The 20,489-nt window shown below is 74.2% G+C and carries 15 protein-coding genes and 1 tRNA gene; 8 read left to right on the plus strand and 8 right to left on the minus strand.

Features of this window, described 5'->3' with window-relative positions; all coding sequences use genetic code 11:
* Entirely contained in the window at window positions 1-1,023 is a 1,023-nt protein-coding gene (locus ACF059_RS09745; protein ID WP_392053889.1) for a 3-oxoacyl-ACP synthase III family protein, read from the minus strand.
* A gap of 298 nt (window positions 1,024-1,321) precedes the next feature.
* Here ACF059_RS09745 and ACF059_RS09750 point away from each other — a divergent pair, with 298 nt between their 5' ends.
* Window positions 1,322-3,382, plus strand: a complete 2,061-nt coding sequence (locus ACF059_RS09750) for a phosphocholine-specific phospholipase C (RefSeq protein ID WP_392053892.1) — start codon at window positions 1,322-1,324, stop codon at window positions 3,380-3,382.
* A gap of 157 nt (window positions 3,383-3,539) precedes the next feature.
* Window positions 3,540-4,295, plus strand: a complete 756-nt coding sequence (locus ACF059_RS09755; RefSeq protein ID WP_392053895.1) for an alpha/beta fold hydrolase — start codon at window positions 3,540-3,542, stop codon at window positions 4,293-4,295.
* Between the two features lie 61 nt (window positions 4,296-4,356).
* On the opposite strand, the gene ACF059_RS09760 is transcribed toward ACF059_RS09755, so the two are convergent.
* Window positions 4,357-4,429, minus strand: a tRNA-His gene (locus tag ACF059_RS09760).
* A gap of 74 nt (window positions 4,430-4,503) precedes the next feature.
* Window positions 4,504-5,346: a hypothetical protein gene (locus ACF059_RS09765; RefSeq protein WP_392053898.1), complete on the minus strand. Its 843-nt coding sequence runs from the start codon at window positions 5,344-5,346 to the stop codon at window positions 4,504-4,506.
* 77 nt (window positions 5,347-5,423) lie between these two features.
* Between ACF059_RS09765 and ACF059_RS09770 the strand changes: the two genes are divergently transcribed.
* Together ACF059_RS09770 and ACF059_RS09775 are read left to right on the plus strand one after the other, a co-directional pair.
* Complete coding sequence (locus ACF059_RS09770) at window positions 5,424-6,269, plus strand: LysR family transcriptional regulator (protein WP_361954064.1); 846 nt, start codon at window positions 5,424-5,426, stop codon at window positions 6,267-6,269.
* Window positions 6,266-7,405 carry a M24 family metallopeptidase gene (locus ACF059_RS09775; RefSeq protein ID WP_392053901.1) on the plus strand — a complete coding sequence of 380 codons (1,140 nt, stop codon included), beginning with the start codon at window positions 6,266-6,268 and terminating at the stop codon, window positions 7,403-7,405. Before ACF059_RS09770 ends, ACF059_RS09775 begins: the two co-directional genes overlap by 4 nt.
* Window positions 7,406-7,435: 30 nt before the next feature.
* Here the strand turns inward: ACF059_RS09775 and treZ are convergent, their stop codons facing one another.
* Complete coding sequence (gene treZ, locus ACF059_RS09780) at window positions 7,436-9,181, minus strand: malto-oligosyltrehalose trehalohydrolase (RefSeq protein ID WP_392053904.1); 1,746 nt, start codon at window positions 9,179-9,181, stop codon at window positions 7,436-7,438.
* A gap of 110 nt (window positions 9,182-9,291) precedes the next feature.
* Between treZ and ACF059_RS09785 the strand changes: the two genes are divergently transcribed.
* Both ACF059_RS09785 and ACF059_RS09790 read left to right on the plus strand, forming a co-directional pair.
* The gene (locus ACF059_RS09785; protein ID WP_366864246.1) at window positions 9,292-9,855 is read left to right on the plus strand and encodes a DUF1707 and FHA domain-containing protein; all 564 of its coding nucleotides are present in this window, start codon (window positions 9,292-9,294) and stop codon (window positions 9,853-9,855) included.
* A 76-nt stretch (window positions 9,856-9,931) separates the two neighbouring features.
* On the plus strand, window positions 9,932-10,405 hold the full coding sequence (locus tag ACF059_RS09790; protein ID WP_392053907.1) for a GNAT family N-acetyltransferase: 474 nt from the start codon (window positions 9,932-9,934) through the stop codon (window positions 10,403-10,405).
* On the opposite strand, the gene ACF059_RS09795 is transcribed toward ACF059_RS09790, so the two are convergent.
* On the minus strand, window positions 10,372-11,343 hold the full coding sequence (locus ACF059_RS09795) for a MerR family transcriptional regulator (RefSeq protein WP_392053910.1): 972 nt from the start codon (window positions 11,341-11,343) through the stop codon (window positions 10,372-10,374). The two genes, ACF059_RS09790 and ACF059_RS09795, sit on opposite strands and share 34 nt — an antisense overlap.
* 120 nt (window positions 11,344-11,463) lie before the next feature.
* Here ACF059_RS09795 and ACF059_RS09800 point away from each other — a divergent pair, with 120 nt between their 5' ends.
* On the plus strand, window positions 11,464-13,209 hold the full coding sequence (locus tag ACF059_RS09800) for a carboxylesterase/lipase family protein (protein WP_392053913.1): 1,746 nt from the start codon (window positions 11,464-11,466) through the stop codon (window positions 13,207-13,209).
* Between the two features lie 18 nt (window positions 13,210-13,227).
* Here the strand turns inward: ACF059_RS09800 and ACF059_RS09805 are convergent, their stop codons facing one another.
* Both ACF059_RS09805 and treY read right to left on the minus strand, forming a co-directional pair.
* A complete protein-coding gene (locus ACF059_RS09805; RefSeq protein ID WP_392053916.1) occupies window positions 13,228-14,484 on the minus strand; it encodes a M14 family zinc carboxypeptidase in 1,257 nt (418 codons plus the stop codon).
* A gap of 158 nt (window positions 14,485-14,642) precedes the next feature.
* Entirely contained in the window at window positions 14,643-16,904 is a 2,262-nt protein-coding gene (gene treY, locus ACF059_RS09810; protein ID WP_392053919.1) for a malto-oligosyltrehalose synthase, read from the minus strand.
* Window positions 16,905-16,986: 82 nt separating this feature from the next.
* On the opposite strand from treY, the gene ACF059_RS09815 reads away from it, so the two are divergent.
* Window positions 16,987-18,306: an MFS transporter gene (locus ACF059_RS09815; protein ID WP_392053922.1), complete on the plus strand. Its 1,320-nt coding sequence runs from the start codon at window positions 16,987-16,989 to the stop codon at window positions 18,304-18,306.
* Here the strand turns inward: ACF059_RS09815 and glgX are convergent.
* Window positions 18,291-20,405, minus strand: coding sequence for a glycogen debranching protein GlgX (gene glgX, locus ACF059_RS09820; protein WP_361953468.1), 2,115 nt, complete (start codon window positions 20,403-20,405; stop codon window positions 18,291-18,293). The genes ACF059_RS09815 and glgX overlap by 16 nt on opposite strands.
* Window positions 20,406-20,489: the final 84 nt, after the last annotated feature.

A 20,489-nucleotide genomic window follows, 5' to 3' on the forward strand; every position in this document is an offset into this window, starting at 1 on the left:
TCACGACTTCTCCCAGACCATCGTCATGATGCTGATGCCGCCGCCCAGTCCGACGAACAACACCTTTTCCCCCGGCTCCAGTTCGTCGAACACCCGGTCCAGCTGGACGCCGATGCTCGCGCTCGCGACGTTGCCGAGCTCGGGCACGGTCACCACCAGCTTCTGCGCCGGCACCCCCGTCAGCTCCGCGAACCGCTCCAGGTACGGCACCGTCACCTGGTGCACCAGCACCCTGGCGAAGCCGTCCCAGTCCATCCCCGTGCGGTGCAGCGTCCGGTCGATGACGGCGGTGCCGACCTTCTCGAAGACGCCCCGCAGCTCGTGGCCGTCGCCGCGGAAGTAGGTGTACGCGTCCCCGCGCGGGTGCCGGGACCCGCCGCCCGGGATGCCCCCTACCTCCCAGTGCTCCGAGTGGGTCTCGGTGTCCACGTCGAGGATCCCGCCGCGCTCCACGGCCTCCACGACGACGGCCGCCCCCGCGTCGCCGAAGGTGTAGCCGGCGAAGCCGCTGCGGAACTCCGCCAGGTCGGCGGGTGTGCGCCGCACGGCCCGGCTCGGCGTCTCGCCGGTGACCACCAGGGCCCGCCGCGCCCGCCCGGCGAGGATCATCGAGCGGGCCAGGTCGATCCCGTTGACGAAGCTGTTGCAGGCGTTGGTGACGTCCAGGGCGTGGGCCCGCGAGCCCAGCCGCTCCTGCACGATGTGCGCGGTGGCGGGCTCGACCATGTCGCGGGAGGCGGAGGCGAAGACCAGCAGGTCGACGTCGAGCGGGCCGAGCCCGGCGCGGGCCAGGGCCCGGCGGGCGGCGCCCACGGCCAGCGTGGAGGCGTACACCCCCTCGGCGGCGACGCGGCGGGAGACGATCCCGGTCGCCTGCGTCAGCAGTCTCGGCGGCAGCGTCAGGCCACTGGCGCGCGCCACCTCCCGCTGAAGGGCGTCCGAGGACAGCACGTCGTCGGGCAACAGGCTGCCGACGGCGGTTATCCCGGCGCGGGGCCGTGGCTCACTTGGCTGAAAGGACATGCCCACACGATGACAAGCCGCCACCTTGCGGGCATGAGTACGGATGCTCAGATGGGCGCACGGGCCGGATGAGTACCCCGACCGGCGCCCTGACCTCGAAGGAGCGTGCCGACAGGGGCTGTTGTGCGGTGAGTGGTTCGCCTACCGTCTTCGCCAGACGCGTGGGCCGTGCAGGAGCGACCTTTCGTTCTCCGGCTGTACGGCCAGGTGTCGGACAAGGATCTCCGTCCGGTCCCCCAGGACCGCTGTCCTTGGGGCGCCCCTCGACTCCCCCCTCACCCGCAGAGGTCGTCACGCCATGGCAGAACTCAACCGTCGCAGGTTCCTGCAGATAGCCGGCGGCACGGCCGCCCTCACGATGCTGAACGACAGCATCGCGCGGGCCGCCGCCATCCCGGCGCAGGGCACCACCGGAACGATCCAGGACATCGAGCACGTCGTCGTCCTCATGCAGGAGAACCGCTCCTTCGACCACTACTTCGGCGCGATGAAGGGCGTCCGGGGCTTCGGCGACCCGCGGCCGGTCCTCCAGGACAACGGCAAGTCCGTCTTCCACCAGTCCAACGGGACGAAGGACATCCTGCCCTTCCATCCGGAGGTCGAGGACCTCGGCATGCAGTTCCTGACGGGTCTGGACCACGACTGGGCCGGCGGCCACCAGGCCTACAACAACGGCAAGTACGACAAGTGGGTCCCGGCCAAGACGGCCACGACCATGTCGTACATGGCCCGGAACGACATCCCGTTCCACTACGCCCTCGCCGACGCCTTCACCGTGTGCGACGCCTACCACTGCTCCTTCATCGGCGCCACCGACCCCAACCGCTACTACATGTGGACGGGCTACACGGGCAACGACGGCACCGGCGGCGGCCCGGTCCTCGGCAACCAGGAGGCCGGCTACGGCTGGAAGACCTACCCCGAGCGCCTGGAGGCGGCCGGGATCTCCTGGAAGGTCTACCAGGACATAGGCGACGGCCTCGACGCGAACGGCCACTGGGGCTGGATCAACGACGCCTTCCGCGGCAACTACGGCGACAACTCGCTGCTGTACTTCAACACCTACCGCAACGCCCAGCCCGGCAGCCCCCTCTACGAGAAGGCCCGCACGGGCACCGACGTCAAGGCGGGCGACGGCTACTTCGACCGGCTGCGCGCCGACGTGCTGAACGGCACCCTGCCGAAGGTCTCGTACATCACCGCCCCCGAGGCGTTCAGCGAGCACGCCAACTGGCCGACGAACTTCGGCGCCTGGTACATCTCGCAGGTCCTGGACGCGCTGACGGCGAACCCGGCGGTGTGGGCGAAGACCGCCCTGTTCATCACCTACGACGAGAACGACGGCTTCTTCGACCACGTGGTGCCGCCGTACCCGCCCGCCTCCTCGGCGTGGGGCCTGTCCACGGCGAGCGTCACCGGCGACCTCTTCAACGGGGGCGGCGGCTACGCGGCCGGACCGTACGGGCTCGGCCCGCGCGTCCCGATGATCGTGGTCTCCCCGTGGAGCAAGGGCGGCTACGTCTGCTCCGAGACCTTCGACCACACGTCGGTCATCCGCTTCCTGGAGAAGCGCTTCGGCGTCCAGGAGCCCAACATCTCGCCGTGGCGCCGCGCGGTCTGCGGTGACCTGACCTCGGCCTTCGACTTCACCCGGGCCGACGCCGCGCCCGCCGCGCTGCCTTCGACGGCCGGGTACGTCCCGCCGGACAAGAACCGCCACCCGTCCTTCTACCCGACCGTGCCGGCCACGGGCACCCTGCCCAGGCAGGAGGCGGGCTCCAAGCCGACCCGCGCGCTGGGCTACCAGCCGTACGTGGACGGCAGGGCCACCCCCTCCACCGGCAAGTTCACCCTGACCTTCGCGTCGGGTCCCACCCTCGGCGCCCACTTCCACAGCACCTCGGGCAACCGCACCGACGGCCCCTGGCCCTACACGGTCGAGGCGGGCAAGACCCTCTCGGACACCTGGTCGACCAGCAGCTCCACCGGCAACCAGATCAACCTGACGGTGTGGGGTCCCAACGGCTTCCTGCGGACCTGGAAGGGCCCGGCGAAGAAGGCCGGCCCCGAGGTCACGGCCCGCCACGACGCGGCCACCGGAAACCTCAGGCTGACCCTGACCAACTCCGGCTCCACCGCGGTCAACCTCACGGTGACCAACGCCTACGGCGGCGCGACCCAGACCCTGCGGGTCGCGGCGGGCGGCACGGCCTCGTACACGGCGGACCTGGCCGCCACGGGCCGCTGGTACGACGTGCGGGTGGTCTCCGACGCGGACGGCACCTTCCTGCGCCGCTTCGCGGGCCACGTCGAGACGGGAGCGCCGGGCGTCTCCGACCCGGCGATCAGGACCGTCTGACCTGCTCTCCCGAGGCGCTCGGCAGCCGCCGCCCCAGGACCCGGAGGTCCGCGGGGCGGCGGCCGCGGGCGCGGCGGGGCGGCAGGTGTGACCGCCGGGCCGGCGGGCAGAACGTACGGCGTCGGTTGCACCGCCCCCCGTCACCGAGGGAGAACGCATGGCCATCGCCCACCGCCGGATCGGCACCGGACCCGTCCGCGTCATCGTCCTGCACGACTGGTTCGGCACCACCGCCAACTGGGGCTCCGTGCTGGACTACTTGGACCCCGAGGGGTTCTCGTACGCCTTCCTCGACTACCGCGGCTACGGCGAGCGCCGTGACGTCCCCGGCCGCCACAGCCTGCCCGAGATCGCCGACGACGTCCTCGAACTCGCCGACGAGCTCGGCTGGGACACCTTCTCCCTGCTCGGCCACTCCATGGGCGGCAAGGCGGCCCAGCAGGTCCTCGTCCGGGCCCCCGAGCGGATCGAGAAGCTCGTCGGGATCAACCCGGTCCCCGCCGGGCCCTACGCGATGGACGACGCGACCCACGCCCTCTTCTACGGCGCCGCGCAGGACCCCGGCAAGCGCCGGACCATCCTCGACCTGGTCACCGGCCACCGGGCGAGCCGCCACTGGCTGGAGCGCATGGTCACCCACTCCCTGGAGGTCTCCCGCCCCGAGGCCTTCGCCGCCTACCTCTCCAGCTGGCAGGCGCTGGACCTGTCCCCGGCGGTGAAGGGCAACACCGTCCCGGTGCTGGTCCTCGTCGGGGAGTACGACCTCGCGCTCACCGCCGACGTGATGCGCGCCACGTGGCAGGTCTGGTACCCGCACTGCCGGATCCACACCCTCCCCGGCGCCGGCCACTACCCGCCGCACGAGACCCCGGTGGCCCTCGCCACCGAGGTCGAGGCATTCCTGCGCGCGTAGGAACCCGCAAAACGCCCGTGAGGGGTACGAGGAAACCTCGTACCCCTCACGGGACCAACAGGGTGAGTGACGGGACTTGAACCCGCGGCCACCTGGACCACAACCAGGTGCTCTACCAACTGAGCTACACCCACCACGAAGGGCGGCGGACCGCCCGTTCGATGTGCAAGCACAGCATAGCCGATCAGAAGGGTGGTCCCGCGACGCGTTATCCGGCGGACCGGCTGCCGGCGAAGGTGGCGGCGAGGGCGGCGGCGAACCGGTCGCCGGAGCCCTCCGCGCGCCGGGCGGCGCGAGCGACGGCCGCCACGGCGAGGGCCCGGACGATCGGGTGCGGCCGCGTCCCGTCCCCGTGCAGCTCGGGCTGGAACAGCGTGGCCAGGAAGAAGGGGTGCCCCGGCAGCTCCGCGATGCGCACCTGCCCGTCCTCGTCGTGCCCCGACAGGCGCAGCCCGTGCGCGGTGAGGGCCGGCAGGTGGCGGGGCGCGGGCCCGTAATTGCAGTGGTAGCGCTCCATCGACCGCTCGGCGCCGAGCGCGGACTCGGCGAGCGAGCCCGGCTCGGCCCGTACGAGGCCCTCGTGCCCGACGAGCGAGCACGCGAGCGGAGCGATCAGCAGGTCCTCGGCGCCGGGGTCGTTCTCGGCGTGCGCGGCCCCGGTCAGCCCGCAGACCGACCGGGCGTACTCCAGCAGGGCGTGCTGGAAGCCGCCGCAGGTGCCGAGGAAGGGGATGCCCTCCTCGCGGGCCACCCGGACCGCGGCCAAGGCCCCGGCCTCGCTGGCGTACGGGCTTCCGGGCAGCACCCAGACCGCGTCGAAGCGGGCCAGGGTCCCGTCGGCCGCCTGCGCCGCAGCGTCGGCGGTCGGGATCCAGTAGGCGTCGAGGACGAGCCCGTCGCGGGAGGCCAGGGCGTCGAGGAGGAGCGGGACCCGGGTGTGGGACTTCACGTGCGGGGAGCGGTCGCCGACGAGGGCGATCCGCGCGATCCCCCCGGCCGGGGTGGTGGGCGTGGTGGCAGGAGTGGCTGCGGTGGGTGCGGCGGTGGTCATGGAGATCATCCTGGGGTCGCGCCCGGCTTCAGCGCCAACGATTGTTGCTGCACCTTCGATAAGTGATCCTGATGCCCATGGATCCGCACCTCCTCCGCACCTTCGTCGCCGTCGCCGGGCTCTCCTCCTTCTCCGCCGCCGCGCGCGAGCTCGGCTACACCCAGTCCGCCGTCTCCCAGCACATCGCCGCCCTCGAAGGGGACCTGCGCACCGAGCTGCTCACCCGCCGGCCCGTCGCACCGACCCCGGCCGGCGCGCGGCTGCTCGAACACGCCGGGCCGCTGCTGCTGCGGCTCGACGCCGCCCGCGCCGACGTGCTGCGGCTGGCCGCCGCGCCGCCCGGCCGGGTCACGCTCGCCGCCTCCCCGCTGGCCGTCGGCCCCGCGCTCCTCGCCGCGCTGCCGCCCACCGGGGTCACCCTGCGGGTGCTGCCCGCGACCGAGGTGCCCGCCGCCGTCGCCACCGGCGGCTGCGACCTCGGCCTCGTCGACGGCCCGGCCGCGCCCAGCGATCCGCTGCGGCTGCCCGACGTGGCCCCCCTCACCGTGACGGGCGTGGCGCAGGAGGAGCTGGCCGTCCTTCTGCCCGCCGGGCACCCCTTCGCCGGGCGGGCCGCCGTCCGGCTGGACGACCTCGCCGACGCGCGCTGGCTCGACGCCCCCGGCGTGGGGCTGCCGCTCACCGCCGCCCGGGCCTCCGTGCGCTACGAGGGCACCGACGTGCTGGCGCTGTGCGCCCTCGCCACCGCCGGGCACGGCCTGGTCCTGCTGCCGCGCCGGGTGGCCGAGGCCGCCGGAGCGGGGGTCGCCGTCCCGGTGTCCGCGCCGCGCCTGGTCCACCGTACGGAGCTCCTCTCGCCGGGCCGTCCGACCGGCGCGGCCGCCGCCCTCGCCGCACGGCTCACGGCAGGATCGCCCGTATGACACAGGACGCCACCACTGAAGGCCCGGCCCCCTTCACCGCCGCCGACTACGCCGCCCGCATGACCGCGGCCGCGCGGAGCGCCGCCGACGCGGGCCTGGCCGGGCTGCTGATCGCCCCCGGACCGGACCTCACGCACCTCACCGGCTACCGGCCCACCGCCGAGACCGAGCGGCTGACCCTGCTCGTCCTGGCCGCCGGGCGGGACCCGGTCCTCGTCGTGCCCGCGCTGGAGGCGGCGGACGCGGCCAAGGCCGCCGGCGCCGCCGCGCTCACCCTGCGGGACTGGGCCGACGGCAAGAACCCGTACGGCGTGACCGCGCCCCTGCTCGACGCCGCCGGGCGCTTCGGGGTGAGCGACAACACCTGGGCCCTGCATCTGCTCCGGCTCCAGCGGGAGTTGCCCGCCACCTCGTACGCGCCGCTCACCGACTGCCTGCCCATGCTGCGGGCGGTCAAGGACGCGCGCGAACTGGAGCGCCTGGCCGCGGCGGGGGAGGCGGCCGACGCCGCGTACGCGCAGATCCTCCACGTGCCCTTCGCCGACCGCCGGGAGAGCGACGTCGCCGAGGACCTGGCCGGGCTGCTGCGCGCGCACGGCCACTCCCAGGTCGACTTCACCGTCGTCGGCTCCGGCCCCAACGGAGCCGATCCGCACCACGAGGCCGGCGAGCGGGTCATCCGGCACGGCGACATGGTCGTCCTCGACTTCGGCGGTCTGAGGTACGGCTACGGATCCGACATCTCCCGCACCGTGCACGTGGGCGAGCCCAGCGCCGAGGAACAGCGCGTCCACGACATCGTCCGCGAGGCCCAGCAGGCCGGCGTGGCGGCGGTCCGGCCGGGCGTCGCCTGCCAGGAGGTGGACCGCGCGGCCCGTGCGGTGATCACCGAGTTCGGCTACGGGGACCGCTTCATCCACCGCACCGGCCACGGCATCGGGGTCACCACCCACGAGCCGCCGTACATGATCGAGGGCGAGGAGCAGCCCCTCGTCCCCGGCATGTGCTTCTCCGTGGAGCCGGGCATCTACCTGCCCGGCCGTTTCGGCGTCCGGATCGAGGACATCGTGACGGTGACGGAGGACGGCGGGCGCCGCCTCAACAACGCCCCGCGCGAGCTCGCGATCGTCGAGTAGCGCGCGCAGGCGTCGCAGGCGACACGGGCGTCACGGGCCCAGGACCACCGCCGACTCGCCCGGTACCCGGACCCGGCCGTCCGGGCCCGGGGCCTCGACCGGCTCCCAACAGGCCAGCACCCGTACGCCGTTGCGGCCGAGCGTGATCGTCACCGGCTCCGGGGAGAGGTTCACGCACACCCGTACGTCGCCCCGCCGGAAGGTGATCCAGCGCCCCTCCTCGTCGTGGACGACCCGGACCGCCGCCAGGTCCGGGTCGCGCAGGTCCGGGTGGCTGCGGCGCAGCGCGACCAGGGTGCGGTACCAGTCCAACAGGCGTGCGTGCGGCCCCCGTTCGGGCTCCGACCAGTCCAGGCAGGAGCGGTCCCGGGTGGCCGGGTCCTGCGGGTCCGGGATCTCCACCGCCTTCCACCCGTGCGCCGCGAACTCCCGGCGCCGGCCGCTGCGCACCGCCTCGGCGAGCTCCGGGTCCGGGTGGTCGGTGAAGTACTGCCAGGGGGTGCCGGCGCCCCACTCCTCGCCCATGAACAGCATCGGCACGAACGGCCCGGTCAGCGCCACGGTCGCGGCGCAGGCCAGGAGGCCGGGGGAGAGCGAGGCGGAGAGCCGGTCGCCGAGGGCGCGGTTCCCGATCTGGTCGTGGGTCTGGGTGTAGCCCACGAAGCGGTGGGCCGGGGTCCGGCGGCGGTCCACCGGCCGGCCGTGGCTGCGGCCGCGGAAGGAGGACCACGTCCCGTCGTGGAAGAACGCCCGCGTCATGGTCTTGGCGAGGGCGGCGAACGGGGCGGCGGCGAAGTCGGCGTAGTAGCCGTCGGACTCGCCGGTCAGCGCGCAGTGCAGGGCGTGGTGGAAGTCGTCGTTCCACTGGGCGTGCAGGCCCAGGCCGCCGGCCGCGCGGGGGGTGGTGGTGCGCGGGTCGCACCGGTCGGACTCGGCGATCAGGAACAGCGGCCGGCCGGTGTCCGCCGCCAGCTCGTCGACGGCCGCGGCCAGCTCCTCCAGGAAGGGCAGCGCCCGGTCGTCGGCCAGGGCGTGCACCGCGTCCAGCCGCAGCCCGTCGATCCCGTAGTCGCGCAGCCAGGCCAGCGCGCTGCCCAGGAGGTACGCGCGCACCTCGTCGGAGCCGGCCGCGTCCAGGTTCACCGCAGCCCCCCAGGGGGTGTGGTGGGTGTCGGTGAAGTACGGCCCGAAGGCGGGCAGGTGGTTGCCGGAGGGGCCCAGGTGGTTGTGGACCACGTCGAGCACCACGCCCAGTCCGGCGCCGTGCGCGGCGTCCACGAAGTGGGCCAGACCGGCCGGGCCGCCGTACGGCTCGTGCACCGCCCAGGGCGCCACCCCGTCGTAGCCCCAGCCGTGCCGGCCGGGGAAGGAGCAGACCGGCATCAGCTCCACGTGCGTGACGCCGAGGGAGGCCAGGTGCCCGAGGCGGGCGGCCGCGGCGTCGAAGGTGCCCTCGGGGGTGTAGGTGCCGATGTGGAGCTCGTACAGGACGGCGTCCTGGAGCGTGGTGCGCGGCGGGGTGCGCCGCGGGGCGAGCGTCCCGAAGTCGACCACCGCCGACAGGCCGTCGGGCCCGTCCGGCAGCCGCCGGCCGCGCGGGTCGGGCCGCGGGGTCTCCTCGCCGTCCAGCAGGAACCCGTAGCGGCTTCCGTCGGCGGCCGGGGCCTGCGCGGTCCACCAGCCCTCCCGGTCCGGATCGCGCGTCATCTCGTAGGTGACGTCGTCGAGTCGCACGGCGACCCGACCGGTCAGCGGTGCCCACACCTCGAACTGCACGGACGGTCCCCTCGTCTGCGGCGGTGTCCAGCATGCGTATCGTGCCCATCATTCCGGGCGCGGCGGGGGAGTTCTGGACACTCCGCCCCCGACGGGCCGACAATCACCCTGTGACGTCGAGTTTCGAGATTCCCGCCTTCCCCGCGCCGCGGCTGTCCGACGCCGAGCGCGACCGGGCGCTGGGCCAGCTCAGGGAAGGGGCCGCCCTCGGCAAGCTGTCCCACGACACCTTCTTGCGCCGCATGGAACTCGCCCTGGTCGCCCGCCGCCCCGAGGACCTCGCCGTCCTCACGGCCGACCTCCAGGCCAGGCAGGGCGCCGAAAGTCCGTGGACCCGTCGGCTGTTCGGCTGGGTCGGCCGGGCCTCGGCGGTGTCCGTCGGCGTCCGGCAGGCCTGGGCCGCCGAGAAACTGCCCAAGCTGCTGCTCCCGCATCCGAGCTCGGGAGCGCTGCGGATCGGGCGCGACCCCGGCAACGGGCTGCGGCTCAGCCACGAGACCGTCTCCCGGGCGCACGCCGAACTCAGCCTGCGGGACGGGGTGTGGGTGCTCAGGGACCTCGGCTCGACCAACGGGACCGCCGTCAACGGGCGCCGGGTGACGGGCTCGGCGGTGGTCCGGGACGGGGACCAGATCAGCTTCGGGAAGATGACCTTCCGGCTGTCGGCGGGATAGGTCCGGCCGGTCCGGACACCGGCGGGACCGCGGCCCCGCCGGTCGGCCGCCGGGAGGCACGGCGCAGGATGAGGCCATGGAACACACCTGCGTCATCCGCCGTGCACGGGTCGGGGACCTGCCCCGCCTGGCCGAGCTCATGCACGAGCACATCGCGTACGAGAAGTCGGCGCCGCGCCCGCCGGACCTCGCCGGCCGGCTCGGCCCCCAGCTCTTCGCCGAGGGGGCGCGGCTGTGGGTGCTGCTCGCCGAGACCCCGGACGGCGTGGTCGCCGGATACGCCTCCTGCTCGGCGGAGTTCTCCTTCTGGGACGCCCGGCACCACCTCCACATGGACTGCCTCTACCTGGCGCAGGACGCCCGCGGCCACGGGCTGGGCGCCGCCCTGATGGACGGCGTGAGCGGCCTGGCCCGCGAGCTCGGCATGGACCAGGTCCAGTGGCAGACCCCCGACTGGAACGAGGGCGCCATCCGCTTCTACGACCGGCTCGGCGCCACCGCCCACCCCAAGCGCCGCTACGCCCTGCCCGTGGCCCCCGCCGGGTCCTGAGCGCGGCCCCCGCCAACGGCGCGGCCGTTCGCCCCGGCGATCGAGAGCCACAGCCCGTCGGTCAGCCATCGGTGCGCCACCGTCATGTTCAGCACGCGCCCGGACGTGGCGGCGGCGACCAGGCCCCAGTACCGCTGCAGGCGGGGGTCGAAGCCGGACGACCGCGACACCAGCTCGTGCAGGTGGGCGCGGAAGGCGGGGGTGTCCGACTCCCGCCGGGCGCGCGCGTGGGCGGACACGAACGCGTCCACCGCGGCCCCGGCGCCGGGCGGCAGGCCCCGGGCCAGAGCGGCGGCCGTCAGGGCGGCGGCTTCGTCGATCTCCGCGTAGAAGGCCGGGCCCTGCCTCATCTCCTCGTCGTGGTCCCGGGTCCAGCGGGTGAAGGCGGGCGTGGAGACGAGCAGGTGCAGCTCGGCGTAGGCCAGCGCCGTGGCGGGGACGGGGTCCTGCGGCGGGGCGGGGGCCAGCATGGCGACCATGATGTCGAGCCGGCGCGGGGGCAGGGCCGCGGACAGCTCGCGGTACCAGTGGTCGGTGAGCGTGCGGTGCGCCTCGGGGAGCCGCTGCACGCGGGAGAGTATCTCCAGGCGCCGGAGGCGTTCCTCGCCCGGGCATTCGTCCAGTGACCTGAGCGTGGCCTCGCGCCACCGCAGTTCGGTGAGTCGTTCCTGCACCGCTTCGAGCTCGGCCGACACCAGCTCGCCGAGCGTGCGCTCACCCGTGACCACCTGTGTGATCGTCGCGATCGGGGTGTCCAGCGCCCGCAGGCGTCTGATGAGCCGGATCCGCTCCCACGCCTCGGGGCCGTAGCGCCGGTGACCGCCGGTGCTGCGGGAGGCCACGGGCAGCAGACCGCTGTCCGAGTAGTAGCGGAGCGTCTTGACGGGCACGCCCGTGCCGTCCGCGAGTTCACCGATGCTCCACGTGTCGTGCGTCACAGTCCCTTGAACCTCCAGTGCGGGGGAGGTCCTAGCGTAGGGATCACTGAGGGGTCGGTCCGGACCGTTCTCGCAGCTCAGATCCCGTTCCTTCCCCAACCCCCCAGAGTGGTGGTGGACATGACCCCGACCCAGACCCAGACCCAGTCCCAGACCCCGACCCCGACCCCGGCACCCGCGCCGCGTCCGTCCGGCGCGAAAGCCGGACTCCGCGTGGCGCTGCTGCCCTTGCTGTGCGCGGTGGCGCTGCTCTCGGCCACCGCCGTACCCGCGGCGGGCGCGGGCCCCGGCTCCCCTGACGCCGAGAGACAGGGCGGTACGGTCGTACGGACCGACCGGGGCCTGGTGCGCGGCGCGTCCCACGACGCCTCCACCACCTTCGACGGCATTCCCTACGCCGCGCCGCCGACCGGACCGCTGCGCTGGCGTGCCCCCGTGCCCGCCGCCGCGTGGCAGGGCGTCCGGGACGCCACGAGGCCGGCCCCACGCTGTGTGCAGATGCCGATGCCCGGCGCGGGCGCGGTCACCGGCTCGGAGGACTGCCTCTACCTCAACGTCACGGTGCCGGCGGCGAAGCCGGGCGCCAAGCCGGGCGCGAAGAAGCGGCCCGTGTTGGTGTGGCTGCACGGCGGTGCGTTCCTGGGCGGTTCCGGCGGTGACTACAGCGCCGAACGGCTGGCCGTCCAGGGCGACGCCGTCGTCGTCACCGTCAACTACCGGCTGGGCGTGTTCGGTTACTTCGGCCACTCCGCGCTGGGTGACGCCCCGCCGTCCGGCCTGGCGGACCAGCAGGCCGCCCTGCGCTGGGTGCGGGCCAACGCCGCGCGTTTCGGCGGCGATCCGGGCAGCGTCACGCTGTTCGGCGAGTCCGCGGGGGCCCTCAGCATCTGTGCGCACCTCACCTCGCCGACGGCCGCCGGCCTCTTCCAGCGGGCCGTCCTCCAGAGCGGTTCCTGCCTGACGTCCTTCCCGCCCGGCGCGCTCGGTCCCGGAACACCGGCGTACGAGCCGTTCGCCGCACAGGCCGACGTCCAGACGGCGGGTGCGCAGGCCGCCCGGCAGCTGGGCTGCACGCAGGGCGGCGGGGACGAGGTGCTGGCGTGCCTGCGCGGGCAGAGCACGGACCGTCTCGCCACCGCGCAGCTGATGCAGTCCTTCAACCGGCCCGCATTCGGCAACGCACTGCTGCCCGAGGCGCCCGCCCGGGCGCTGGCGGCAGGACGCTTCCGCCGCGTGCCGGTCGTCCTGGGCACCAACCACGACGAGATGCGGATGTTCGTCGGCCTGTCGCTGGCGGCGTTCCCGATCAGCACCGAGGGCGACTACCGCGCCCGTCTGGCGGAGGCCTTCGGGCCCGCGGCCCCGGCCGTCGAGGCGCGGTATCCGGCAGGGCGGCACCCTTCCCCCGCGCTGGCCTGGGCGGCGGCGCTGACCGACCGGTCCTTCGCGTGCACCACGCTGGCCGCCGGCCGGGCCCTCGCGGCGCACGCCCCCGGCCTGCCCCTGTACGGCTATGAGTTCAACGGTCCGGACGCCCCCGTCCTCGCCGGCCTGCCGGCGAACCCGGGCTTCCCCTACGGTGCGGCGCACGGCTTCGAGATGCCGCTCCTGTTCCCCTCCCTCCCCACGGAGCAGCCGCTGAACGAGGACCAGCGCGCCCTCTCGGACCGGATGGTCGGCTACTGGACGCACTTCGCCCGCACCGGCGACCCGAACGGCGACGGCGCCCCGCTCTGGCCCCGCCTCCGCGCGGCGTCACCTCAGGCGCCGCCGGTGCAGTCGCTGGCTCCGGGGCCGGGCGGGATCCGGCCCGTCGACGCGTACTCCGCACACGCGTGCGCCTTCTGGGACGGCCTCTCCCGGTGAGCGCCACCCCCCGGCCCCCTATCCTCCGGCCGCCAGGAGGCGTTCGTAGGCCGCCAGGACGGTCCTGGCCTGGTGTTCGACCTGGGTGGCCACCGGGACCCAGCGGGCACCGAAGCGGGCAGCGAACTCCTCGCACCAGCCGGTGACCAGCCGGTCCAGCGCGGGCGCCGCCGGATGGTCCTGGGCGCGCAGCACCCGCAGCAGCATCGCGGCGGCGCGCAGCGACATCCGCCGCCCGAAGGCGTCGATGCTGGCGATGTACGCGGCCGTGGCGTCCGCCGGGGCCCCGGCGCCGGTCCACTCGACGGTGATCCGGGGGATCAGCGCGAGCGTCCAGTCCACCGCGCGCAGCAGCGGGGCCGTGGCCGGGTCCTCGTACGGCGGCGGGCCGGACCGGGTCCGCTCCCGCACGGCGGCGACGAGCGCGGCGTCCGCCGTGAGCCGCCCGGCCATCATGCGCAGGGCCCCCCGCGGATCGGGGTGCGGAGCCGGGTCGTCCACCAGGTCGGAGGCCCACATGGGGACTTCGACGATGGCGGTGGTGCCCGCGTACCGGTGTGCGTGGTACCAGGTGCTGAGCCGGGTGTCCTCGGGGTGGAAGGCCCCGGCGGCCTCGCTCCCCGGCTGCGGTATCACGAAGATCCCCGGCCCGGGGGAGGGCCAGCCGGCGGCGTCGGAGGCACCGTTCTCCACCGGGATGCCCAGCTCGGCGGCCGATTTGGCGAACGGCTCGGCGAGGCCCGGTATGTCACGGGTGAGCTGGACCCAGGAGCCTCCGAGATCGGTGGCGTGCAAGGAGACCTGGAGGACGGGCCGCAGCTCGTCGATGAGCGCGGTCAGGGCCAGGGTCTCCGGCGGCAGCCGGTCCGGGGGCAGTAAAGACGGCGCCCACTCGGGCTGTTCGGGCCCGGGCGGCCGGAAGAAGTTCCGGTGGTAGTCCAGGAGCGAGTACGGGCGGGGCGTGCGGTGCAGTTCCGCGCCGTCCGGGTCGGCGCAGAGCAGGAAGTGCCAGCCGCAGCCCGCCCGCGGCGCCGGGTCGCCCAGGACGCGCCGGGCGAGCGAGAGTGCGGTGGCGCCGCCCACGGGCTCGTTGGCGTGCGCCCCGGCGACGACGAGGACGTTGCGGGTGCCCGGGCCCACCGGGGCGACGGAGAGCACCCACAGCGGCTGCCCGGCCCGGGAGGTGCCGGCCTGGCGCAGCCGCGCCGCGCCGGGGTGTTCGCCCGCCAGCGCACGGGCCGACAGCCCGAGCTCCCGCGGTGTGGGGTAGCGCATGTCACGGAGGAGAGTCACAAGGGATGCCATGCCCGCCGGGCCGGGCCCCTACTGCTGTGGGGGCCTCGCAGTTCACCGAATCTCGGGGAGAAAATCCCTGGCCAAGGCCTTGGCCGGCTGTGGCGCCCCCGCGGGGGCGCCACAGCCGTGGCCCCCGGCTACTCCTCGCGCAGGAGGACCGCCACGGGCCGGGTGGCCAGCAGGTCGGACAGCGGGGTCGGGCCTTCGTAGGACCGGTGCGGGGAGCCGTCCGCCGGCGAGGTCCACCGGCCCGGCGGCAGCGGCAGGACGGTGTCGCGCCAGCCGCCCGCCCCGGCCAGCCGGTGCGCGAGCCGGGTGGCGGCCACCAGTAGGCCGGGGGCCCGGGTGAAGGCCACCAGGTGATCGGCGGCCGGGCCCCGGGCCTGGACGGGGGCGTAGCCCCGGAAGAGCTCCGGCCGGTCGCGGCGCAGCCGCAGCAGGCAGGCCGTCAGGGCCAGCTTCTCCTCGGCCGGGCCGTCGGGGGCGGCCCCCTCGTCCAGCCGGGCCAGCTCCCGGCGCGGGAAGCGGGCCGGACGCCGGTTGTCGGGGTCGACCAGGGCCCGGTACTCCGTCTCGGCGCCCTGGTAGACCTCCGGGACGCCCGGCATCGCCAGGTGCAGCACGGTCATGCCGAGCAGGTTGGCCCGGGCGGCCTGCGCCAGTTCCGGCGGCAGGTCCGGGGCCGCCCGTGCGTACGCGGGCACGCCCGCCTCGTAGTCCTCGTCCCGGTCGGTCCAGCTGGTGCGCAGGGCGGCCTCGCGGACCGATTTGAGCAGGGCCTGCGTCAGCCGGGGCACGGCGTCGGGGACCGGGCCGAGCCCCAGCGCGGTCTGCCGGGCCACCCAGGCCAGGTGGGGGTCCGGGCCGGCGGGGGCGTCCATCAGCTCCGGCGCCTGTGACAGGGTCGCGATCCGCGCCCGTACGTCCGCGCTGCGCTTGGTGTCGTGCGTGGACAGCACCGTGCCCGCCGCGGGCCAGTCGCGCTCCAGGGCGGCGCAGTACGCGTGGAACTCCGCGGCGGACACCGCCGGCTGCCCCGGCGCCCCGCCGACCTCGGTGGCCGACAGCAGGGGCGCGTACCGGTAGAACGCCCGGTCCTCCAGGGACTTGGCGCGCAGCGCCGCCGAGGTCTGGGCGAAGCGGGCCGCGAAGGCCGGATCGCGCAGCAGCAGCTCCCGTACGCCGGCCACCGCGTCCGGACCGGCCAGCGCGGCCGCCTGCTCCAGGGCCTGCGGGTCCGGCTCCGACTCGCCCGGATACGGCCGGTAGACGGGATAGGCGATCAGCAACTCCTGGACCGCATGCGCCAGTTCCGGACCGGCCAGGCGTTCCAGCGTCCGCAGTTCGGCGGCCAGGTCACCGGTCAGCACCTCCCGCGCACAGGCCCGGGCGGTCTGCGCCCACGGAGGGAGGCCGGTGGTCTTCGCGTACCGGTCGGCCAGGTCGGCGGCGCCCGCCGGATCGGTGAAGACCCCGTCCACCCGGTGCAGTGCGTCGTATCCGGTGGTCCCCGCCACCGGCCAGGCGGACGGCAGCGGCTCGTGGCGGGCCAGGATCTTCTCGACCACCACCCAGCAGCCGTCCCCGGCCGCCGCCCGCAGGCGCCGCAGGTACTCCTCCGGGTCCGCGAGGCCGTCCACGTGGTCGATCCGCAGTCCCTGCGCGACCCCGTCCCGGACCAGCTCCAGCACCTTCGCATGGGTGGCCGTGAACACCTCCGGGTCCTCCACCCGGACCCCGATCAGATCGGAGATGGTGAAGAAGCGACGGTAGTTGAGGCCGGTGCGGGCCTCGCGCCACCAGGCCGGCCGGTACCACTGGGCGGCGAGCAGTTCGGGCAGCGCCATCCCCGCGGTCCCCTCGCGCAGGGGGAACTCCTGCTCGCCGTAGCGCAGCACCTCGCCGTCGGCCCGCAGCTCGCAGGACTCCACCGGTCCGGCGAGCACCGGCAGCAGCACCTGCCCGCCGCCGGCCTCCCAGTCGATGTCGAACCAGCGGGCGTACGGCGAGGCGGGCCCTTCACGGAGCACCTCCCACAGCGGCCGGTTCAGGCGCAGCGGCGTCGGCACCGCCATGTGGTTGGGCACGATGTCGAGGACCAGACCGAGCCCGTGCGCCCGGGCGGCCGCGGCGAGGGACCGCAGCCCCGGCTCACCCCCGAGCTCGGCCCGGACGCGGGAGTGGTCGGTGACGTCGTACCCGTGGGCCGATCCGGGGACGGCCTCCAGGACGGGGGAGAGGTGCACGTGCGACACGCCGAGGGAGGCGAGGTGCGGTACGGCCGCCTCGGCCGCCGCGAAGGGGAACTCCGGACGCAGCTGGAGGCGGTAGGTCGACGCGGGGGTGACAGGTGCCGGAAGGTCGGATTCCGATTCGGTGGTCGAGTGCGACTGGCTCATGAGAACGTACGTACCCAGCCTGCCGGATTCCGTGCCATTACCCCATGCATCCGGGTGACTGCACCCGGTTATCGTCGATCAAGTGGCCGGAACCGTCAACACCTATCGAAGAGTCATCGCCCTGACCGGGCCCCTCCTTCCCCTCGTCTCCTTCCTCGCCCGACTGCCCGTCGCGATGTCACAGTTCGGAAGCTTCCTGCTGGTCGCCCGGACCAGCGGCTCCCTCGCCACCGCCGGTGTGGTCGCGGGCGCCCTCTCCCTGGGCCAGGTCCTCTGCGGACCGGTCCTCGGCTGGCTCGCCGACCGGCACGGGCAGCGGTCCGTGGTCCTGGCCGCGGCCGCCGTCAACGCCGTCGCCACCGCCGCTCTGGTCGCCGGCGCGCTCGGCCACCTGGCCACCGTCCCGCTCGCCGCGATCGGCGCCCTCACCGGAGCCTCCGTACCGCTGATCGGGCCCCTCGCCCGCACCCGCTCGGTGGCCCTGGCCCGCCGCGCCGGGTCCGACGAGAGCGTCGTGGGCGCCGTCCACGCACTCGAAGGCACCCTGGACGAGGTCTCGTTCGTCTTCGGTCCCGCCCTCGTCGGGCTCGCCGCGCTCCTCGCGCACCCGGCCGTCGCCCTCGCCGGCGCGGCCGGACTCGTCGCCGTCTTCGGCACCGTCTACGCGCTGCACCCGACCGCCGCCGTCACGGCCGGGTCGCCCGCCCCGTCCCGGGGCCCAGGGCGCCGGGCCCGGCCGCCGGCCGTCGTCCACGCCGTACGCGGCTCCCTCGCCCTCCAGGGCGCCATGTTCGGCGCCTGCCAGGCCGGCATCACCGCGCTCACCGCCCGGCTGGGCGTGCCCGACCAGGCCGCCGTCGTCTACTCCGCGATGGGCGTCGTCAGCGCGGTCGTCGGCCTCGCCCTCGGCGCGCTGCCCGCCCGCTTCGGCCTGCGGCTGCGCTGGCGGGTGGCGACCGGCGCGGCCCTGGTGCTGTCCGCGCCGCTGCTGGTCACCGACGGCCTGGTGCCGCTGTACGCCGTCGTCACCGTGCTGGGGGCCGCCTACGCCCCCCACCTGATCACCGCCTTCGCCCTCACCGAGCGCGCCGTGGAACCGGCCCGCCTCTCCGCGTCGATGGCCTTCGCGGCCAGCTGCCTGGTCGCCGGGCAGGCCGTGGCGCTCGTCGTCTGCGGGCGCCTCGCCGAGGCGTACGGCCCGGCCGGGGCCTTCGCCGTGGCCGTGGGGGCGGCCGCGCTGTGTCTGACCCTCGCCCTGGTGACCGAGGTGCCAGCCGCCCGTACGCACACCGTCAAGGCGTCCCTGCCCGGCCCGGCGGACGGCGCGGCGGACGGCCCGGCCGCCGGCGGGGCCGCGGCGCCGGTGGCCGGGGAGAGCGGCGCCTCCTACGCCGGGCGCTGAAGCACCACCAGACACCGTCCCGTCAGCGCCACCCGGTCACCCGCCGCGTACTGCGGCCCCGTGCCGGGTGGCAGCACGTCCGCCCGGGCGGTGTCCACGACCAGCCGCCACTGCGCCCCGTGCCCGGCCGGGACGGTGAAGTCCTGCGGCTCCGCACCGGCGTTGAACATCAGCAGGAACGAGTCGTCGGTGATCCGCTCCCCGCGCGTGCCGGGCTCGGAGATCGCCTCCCCGTTGAGGAAGACGGTCAGGGCCCGCGCGTGCTGCGCCTGCCAGTCCCGCGCCCGCATCTCCTCGCCGTGCGGGGTGAACCAGGCGATGTCGGAGAGCTCGTCGTGCGTGCCCTCCACCGGACGGCCGTGGAAGAACCGGCGCCGCCGGAACACCGGGTGGTCGCGGCGCAGCCACACCATCCGCCGGGTGAACTCCAGCAGGGACGGCGCCGGTTTGCCGGGCTCCGGCCAGCGCACCCACGACAGCTCGTTGTCCTGGCAGTACGCGTTGTTGTTGCCGCCCTGGGTGCGGCCGAACTCGTCGCCGTGACTGAGCATGGGCACCCCCTGTGACAGCATCAGGGTGGCCGTGAAGTTGCGCATCTGGCGCTCGCGCAGCTCCAGGATCTCCGGGTCCTCGGTCGGACCCTCCACCCCGCAGTTCCAGGAACGGTTGTGGCTCTCACCGTCCCGGTTGCCCTCCCGGTTCGCCTCGTTGTGCTTCTCGTTGTAGGAGACCAGGTCGTTCAGCGTGAAACCGTCGTGGCAGGTGGTGAAGTTGATCGACGCCAGCGGGCGCCGCCCGTCGTCCTGGTAGAGGTCCGAGGAGCCCGTCAGGCGCCCCGCGAACTCCGCGAGCGTGCGCGGCTGCCCGCGCCACAAGTCCCGTACCGTGTCCCGGTACTTGCCGTTCCACTCGGTCCACAGCGGCGGGAAGTTGCCCACCTGGTAGCCGCCCTCGCCCAGGTCCCAGGGCTCGGCGATCAGCTTCACCTGGCTGACCACCGGATCCTGCTGGACCAGGTCGAAGAACGAGGACAGCCGGTCCACCTCGTGGAACTGCCGGGCCAGCGTGGCCGCCAGGTCGAACCGGAAGCCGTCCACGTGCATCTCGGTGACCCAGTACCGCAGCGAGTCCATGATCAGCTGAAGCACGTGCGGGGAGCGCATCAGCAGCGAGTTCCCGGTGCCCGTGGTGTCCATGTAGTGCCGCGGATCGTCCGCCAGCCGGTAGTACGAGGCGTTGTCCAGCCCGCGGAAGGACAGCGTGGGGCCCAGGTGGTTCCCCTCGGCGGTGTGGTTGTAGACCACGTCCAGGATCACCTCGATCCCGGCCTCGTGCAGGGCCCGCACCGCCGACTTGAACTCCAGCACCTGCTGGCCCCGGTCCCCCGAGGCGTAGCCGTTGTGCGGGGCGAAGAAGCCGATGGTGTTGTAGCCCCAGTAGTTGCTCAGCCCGTCGTCGACCAGGCGGTGGTCGTTGACGAACTGGTGCACCGGCATCAGCTCCAGCGCCGTCACCCCGAGCTTGACGAGGTGGGCGATGACCGCCGGGTGCGCGAGCGCCCCGTACGTGCCGCGCAGCTCCTCGGGGAGGTCCGGATGGTTCATGGTCAGGCCCTTGACGTGGGCCTCGTACAGCACGGTGTGGTGGTACTCGTGGCGCGGCGGCCGGTCGTTGGCCCAGTCGAAGTAAGGGTTCACCACGACCGAACTCATCGTGTGCGGGGCGGAGTCCAGGTCGTTGCGCGAATCGGGGCGGCCGAAGTGGTAGCCGTACACCTGCTCGCCCCAGTCCACGCTGCCGCTGATGGCCCGGGCGTACGGATCCAGCAGCAGCTTCGCCGCGTTGCAGCGCTGCCCGCGCTCGGGCTCGTAGGGCCCGTGGACGCGGAAGCCGTAGCGCTGGCCCGGCATGATGCCGGGCAGGTACGCGTGGCGGACGAAGGCGTCCGTCTCGCGCAGCTCCACGGCCGACTCGGATCCGTCGTCGTGCAGGAGGCACAGCTCGATGCGTCGGGCGGCCTCCGAATAGACCGCGAAGTTGGTGCCGGCGCCGTCGTACGTGGCACCGAGCGGATACGCCTGTCCCGGCCAGACCTGCATAGACGATGACTCTTTCCTGGTTGTCGGATGGCCCGGCTGATCCGGCGTGGACCACGTCACTGGCAGATCTTCCCCGAAAGAGGG

This window comes from Streptomyces sp. NPDC016562 (assembly GCF_043076955.1).
Lineage (GTDB): Bacteria > Actinomycetota > Actinomycetes > Streptomycetales > Streptomycetaceae > Streptomyces.

What these genes read in the sequence shown, in the direction of transcription:
- ACF059_RS09745 (WP_392053889.1), bottom strand. Translation starts at nt 1,023, where the DNA reads ATGTCCTTTCAGCCAAGTGAGCCACGGCCCCGCGCCGGGATAACCGCC.
- ACF059_RS09750 (WP_392053892.1), top strand. Translation starts at nt 1,322, where the DNA reads ATGGCAGAACTCAACCGTCGCAGGTTCCTGCAGATAGCCGGCGGCACG.
- ACF059_RS09755 (WP_392053895.1), top strand. Translation starts at nt 3,540, where the DNA reads ATGGCCATCGCCCACCGCCGGATCGGCACCGGACCCGTCCGCGTCATC.
- ACF059_RS09765 (WP_392053898.1), bottom strand. Translation starts at nt 5,346, where the DNA reads ATGACCACCGCCGCACCCACCGCAGCCACTCCTGCCACCACGCCCACC.
- ACF059_RS09770 (WP_361954064.1), top strand. Translation starts at nt 5,424, where the DNA reads ATGGATCCGCACCTCCTCCGCACCTTCGTCGCCGTCGCCGGGCTCTCC.
- ACF059_RS09775 (WP_392053901.1), top strand. Translation starts at nt 6,266, where the DNA reads ATGACACAGGACGCCACCACTGAAGGCCCGGCCCCCTTCACCGCCGCC.
- ACF059_RS09790 (WP_392053907.1), top strand. Translation starts at nt 9,932, where the DNA reads ATGGAACACACCTGCGTCATCCGCCGTGCACGGGTCGGGGACCTGCCC.
- ACF059_RS09800 (WP_392053913.1), top strand. Translation starts at nt 11,464, where the DNA reads ATGACCCCGACCCAGACCCAGACCCAGTCCCAGACCCCGACCCCGACC.
- ACF059_RS09805 (WP_392053916.1), bottom strand. Translation starts at nt 14,484, where the DNA reads ATGCGCTACCCCACACCGCGGGAGCTCGGGCTGTCGGCCCGTGCGCTG.
- treY (WP_392053919.1), bottom strand. Translation starts at nt 16,904, where the DNA reads ATGAGCCAGTCGCACTCGACCACCGAATCGGAATCCGACCTTCCGGCA.
- glgX (WP_361953468.1), bottom strand. Translation starts at nt 20,405, where the DNA reads ATGCAGGTCTGGCCGGGACAGGCGTATCCGCTCGGTGCCACGTACGAC.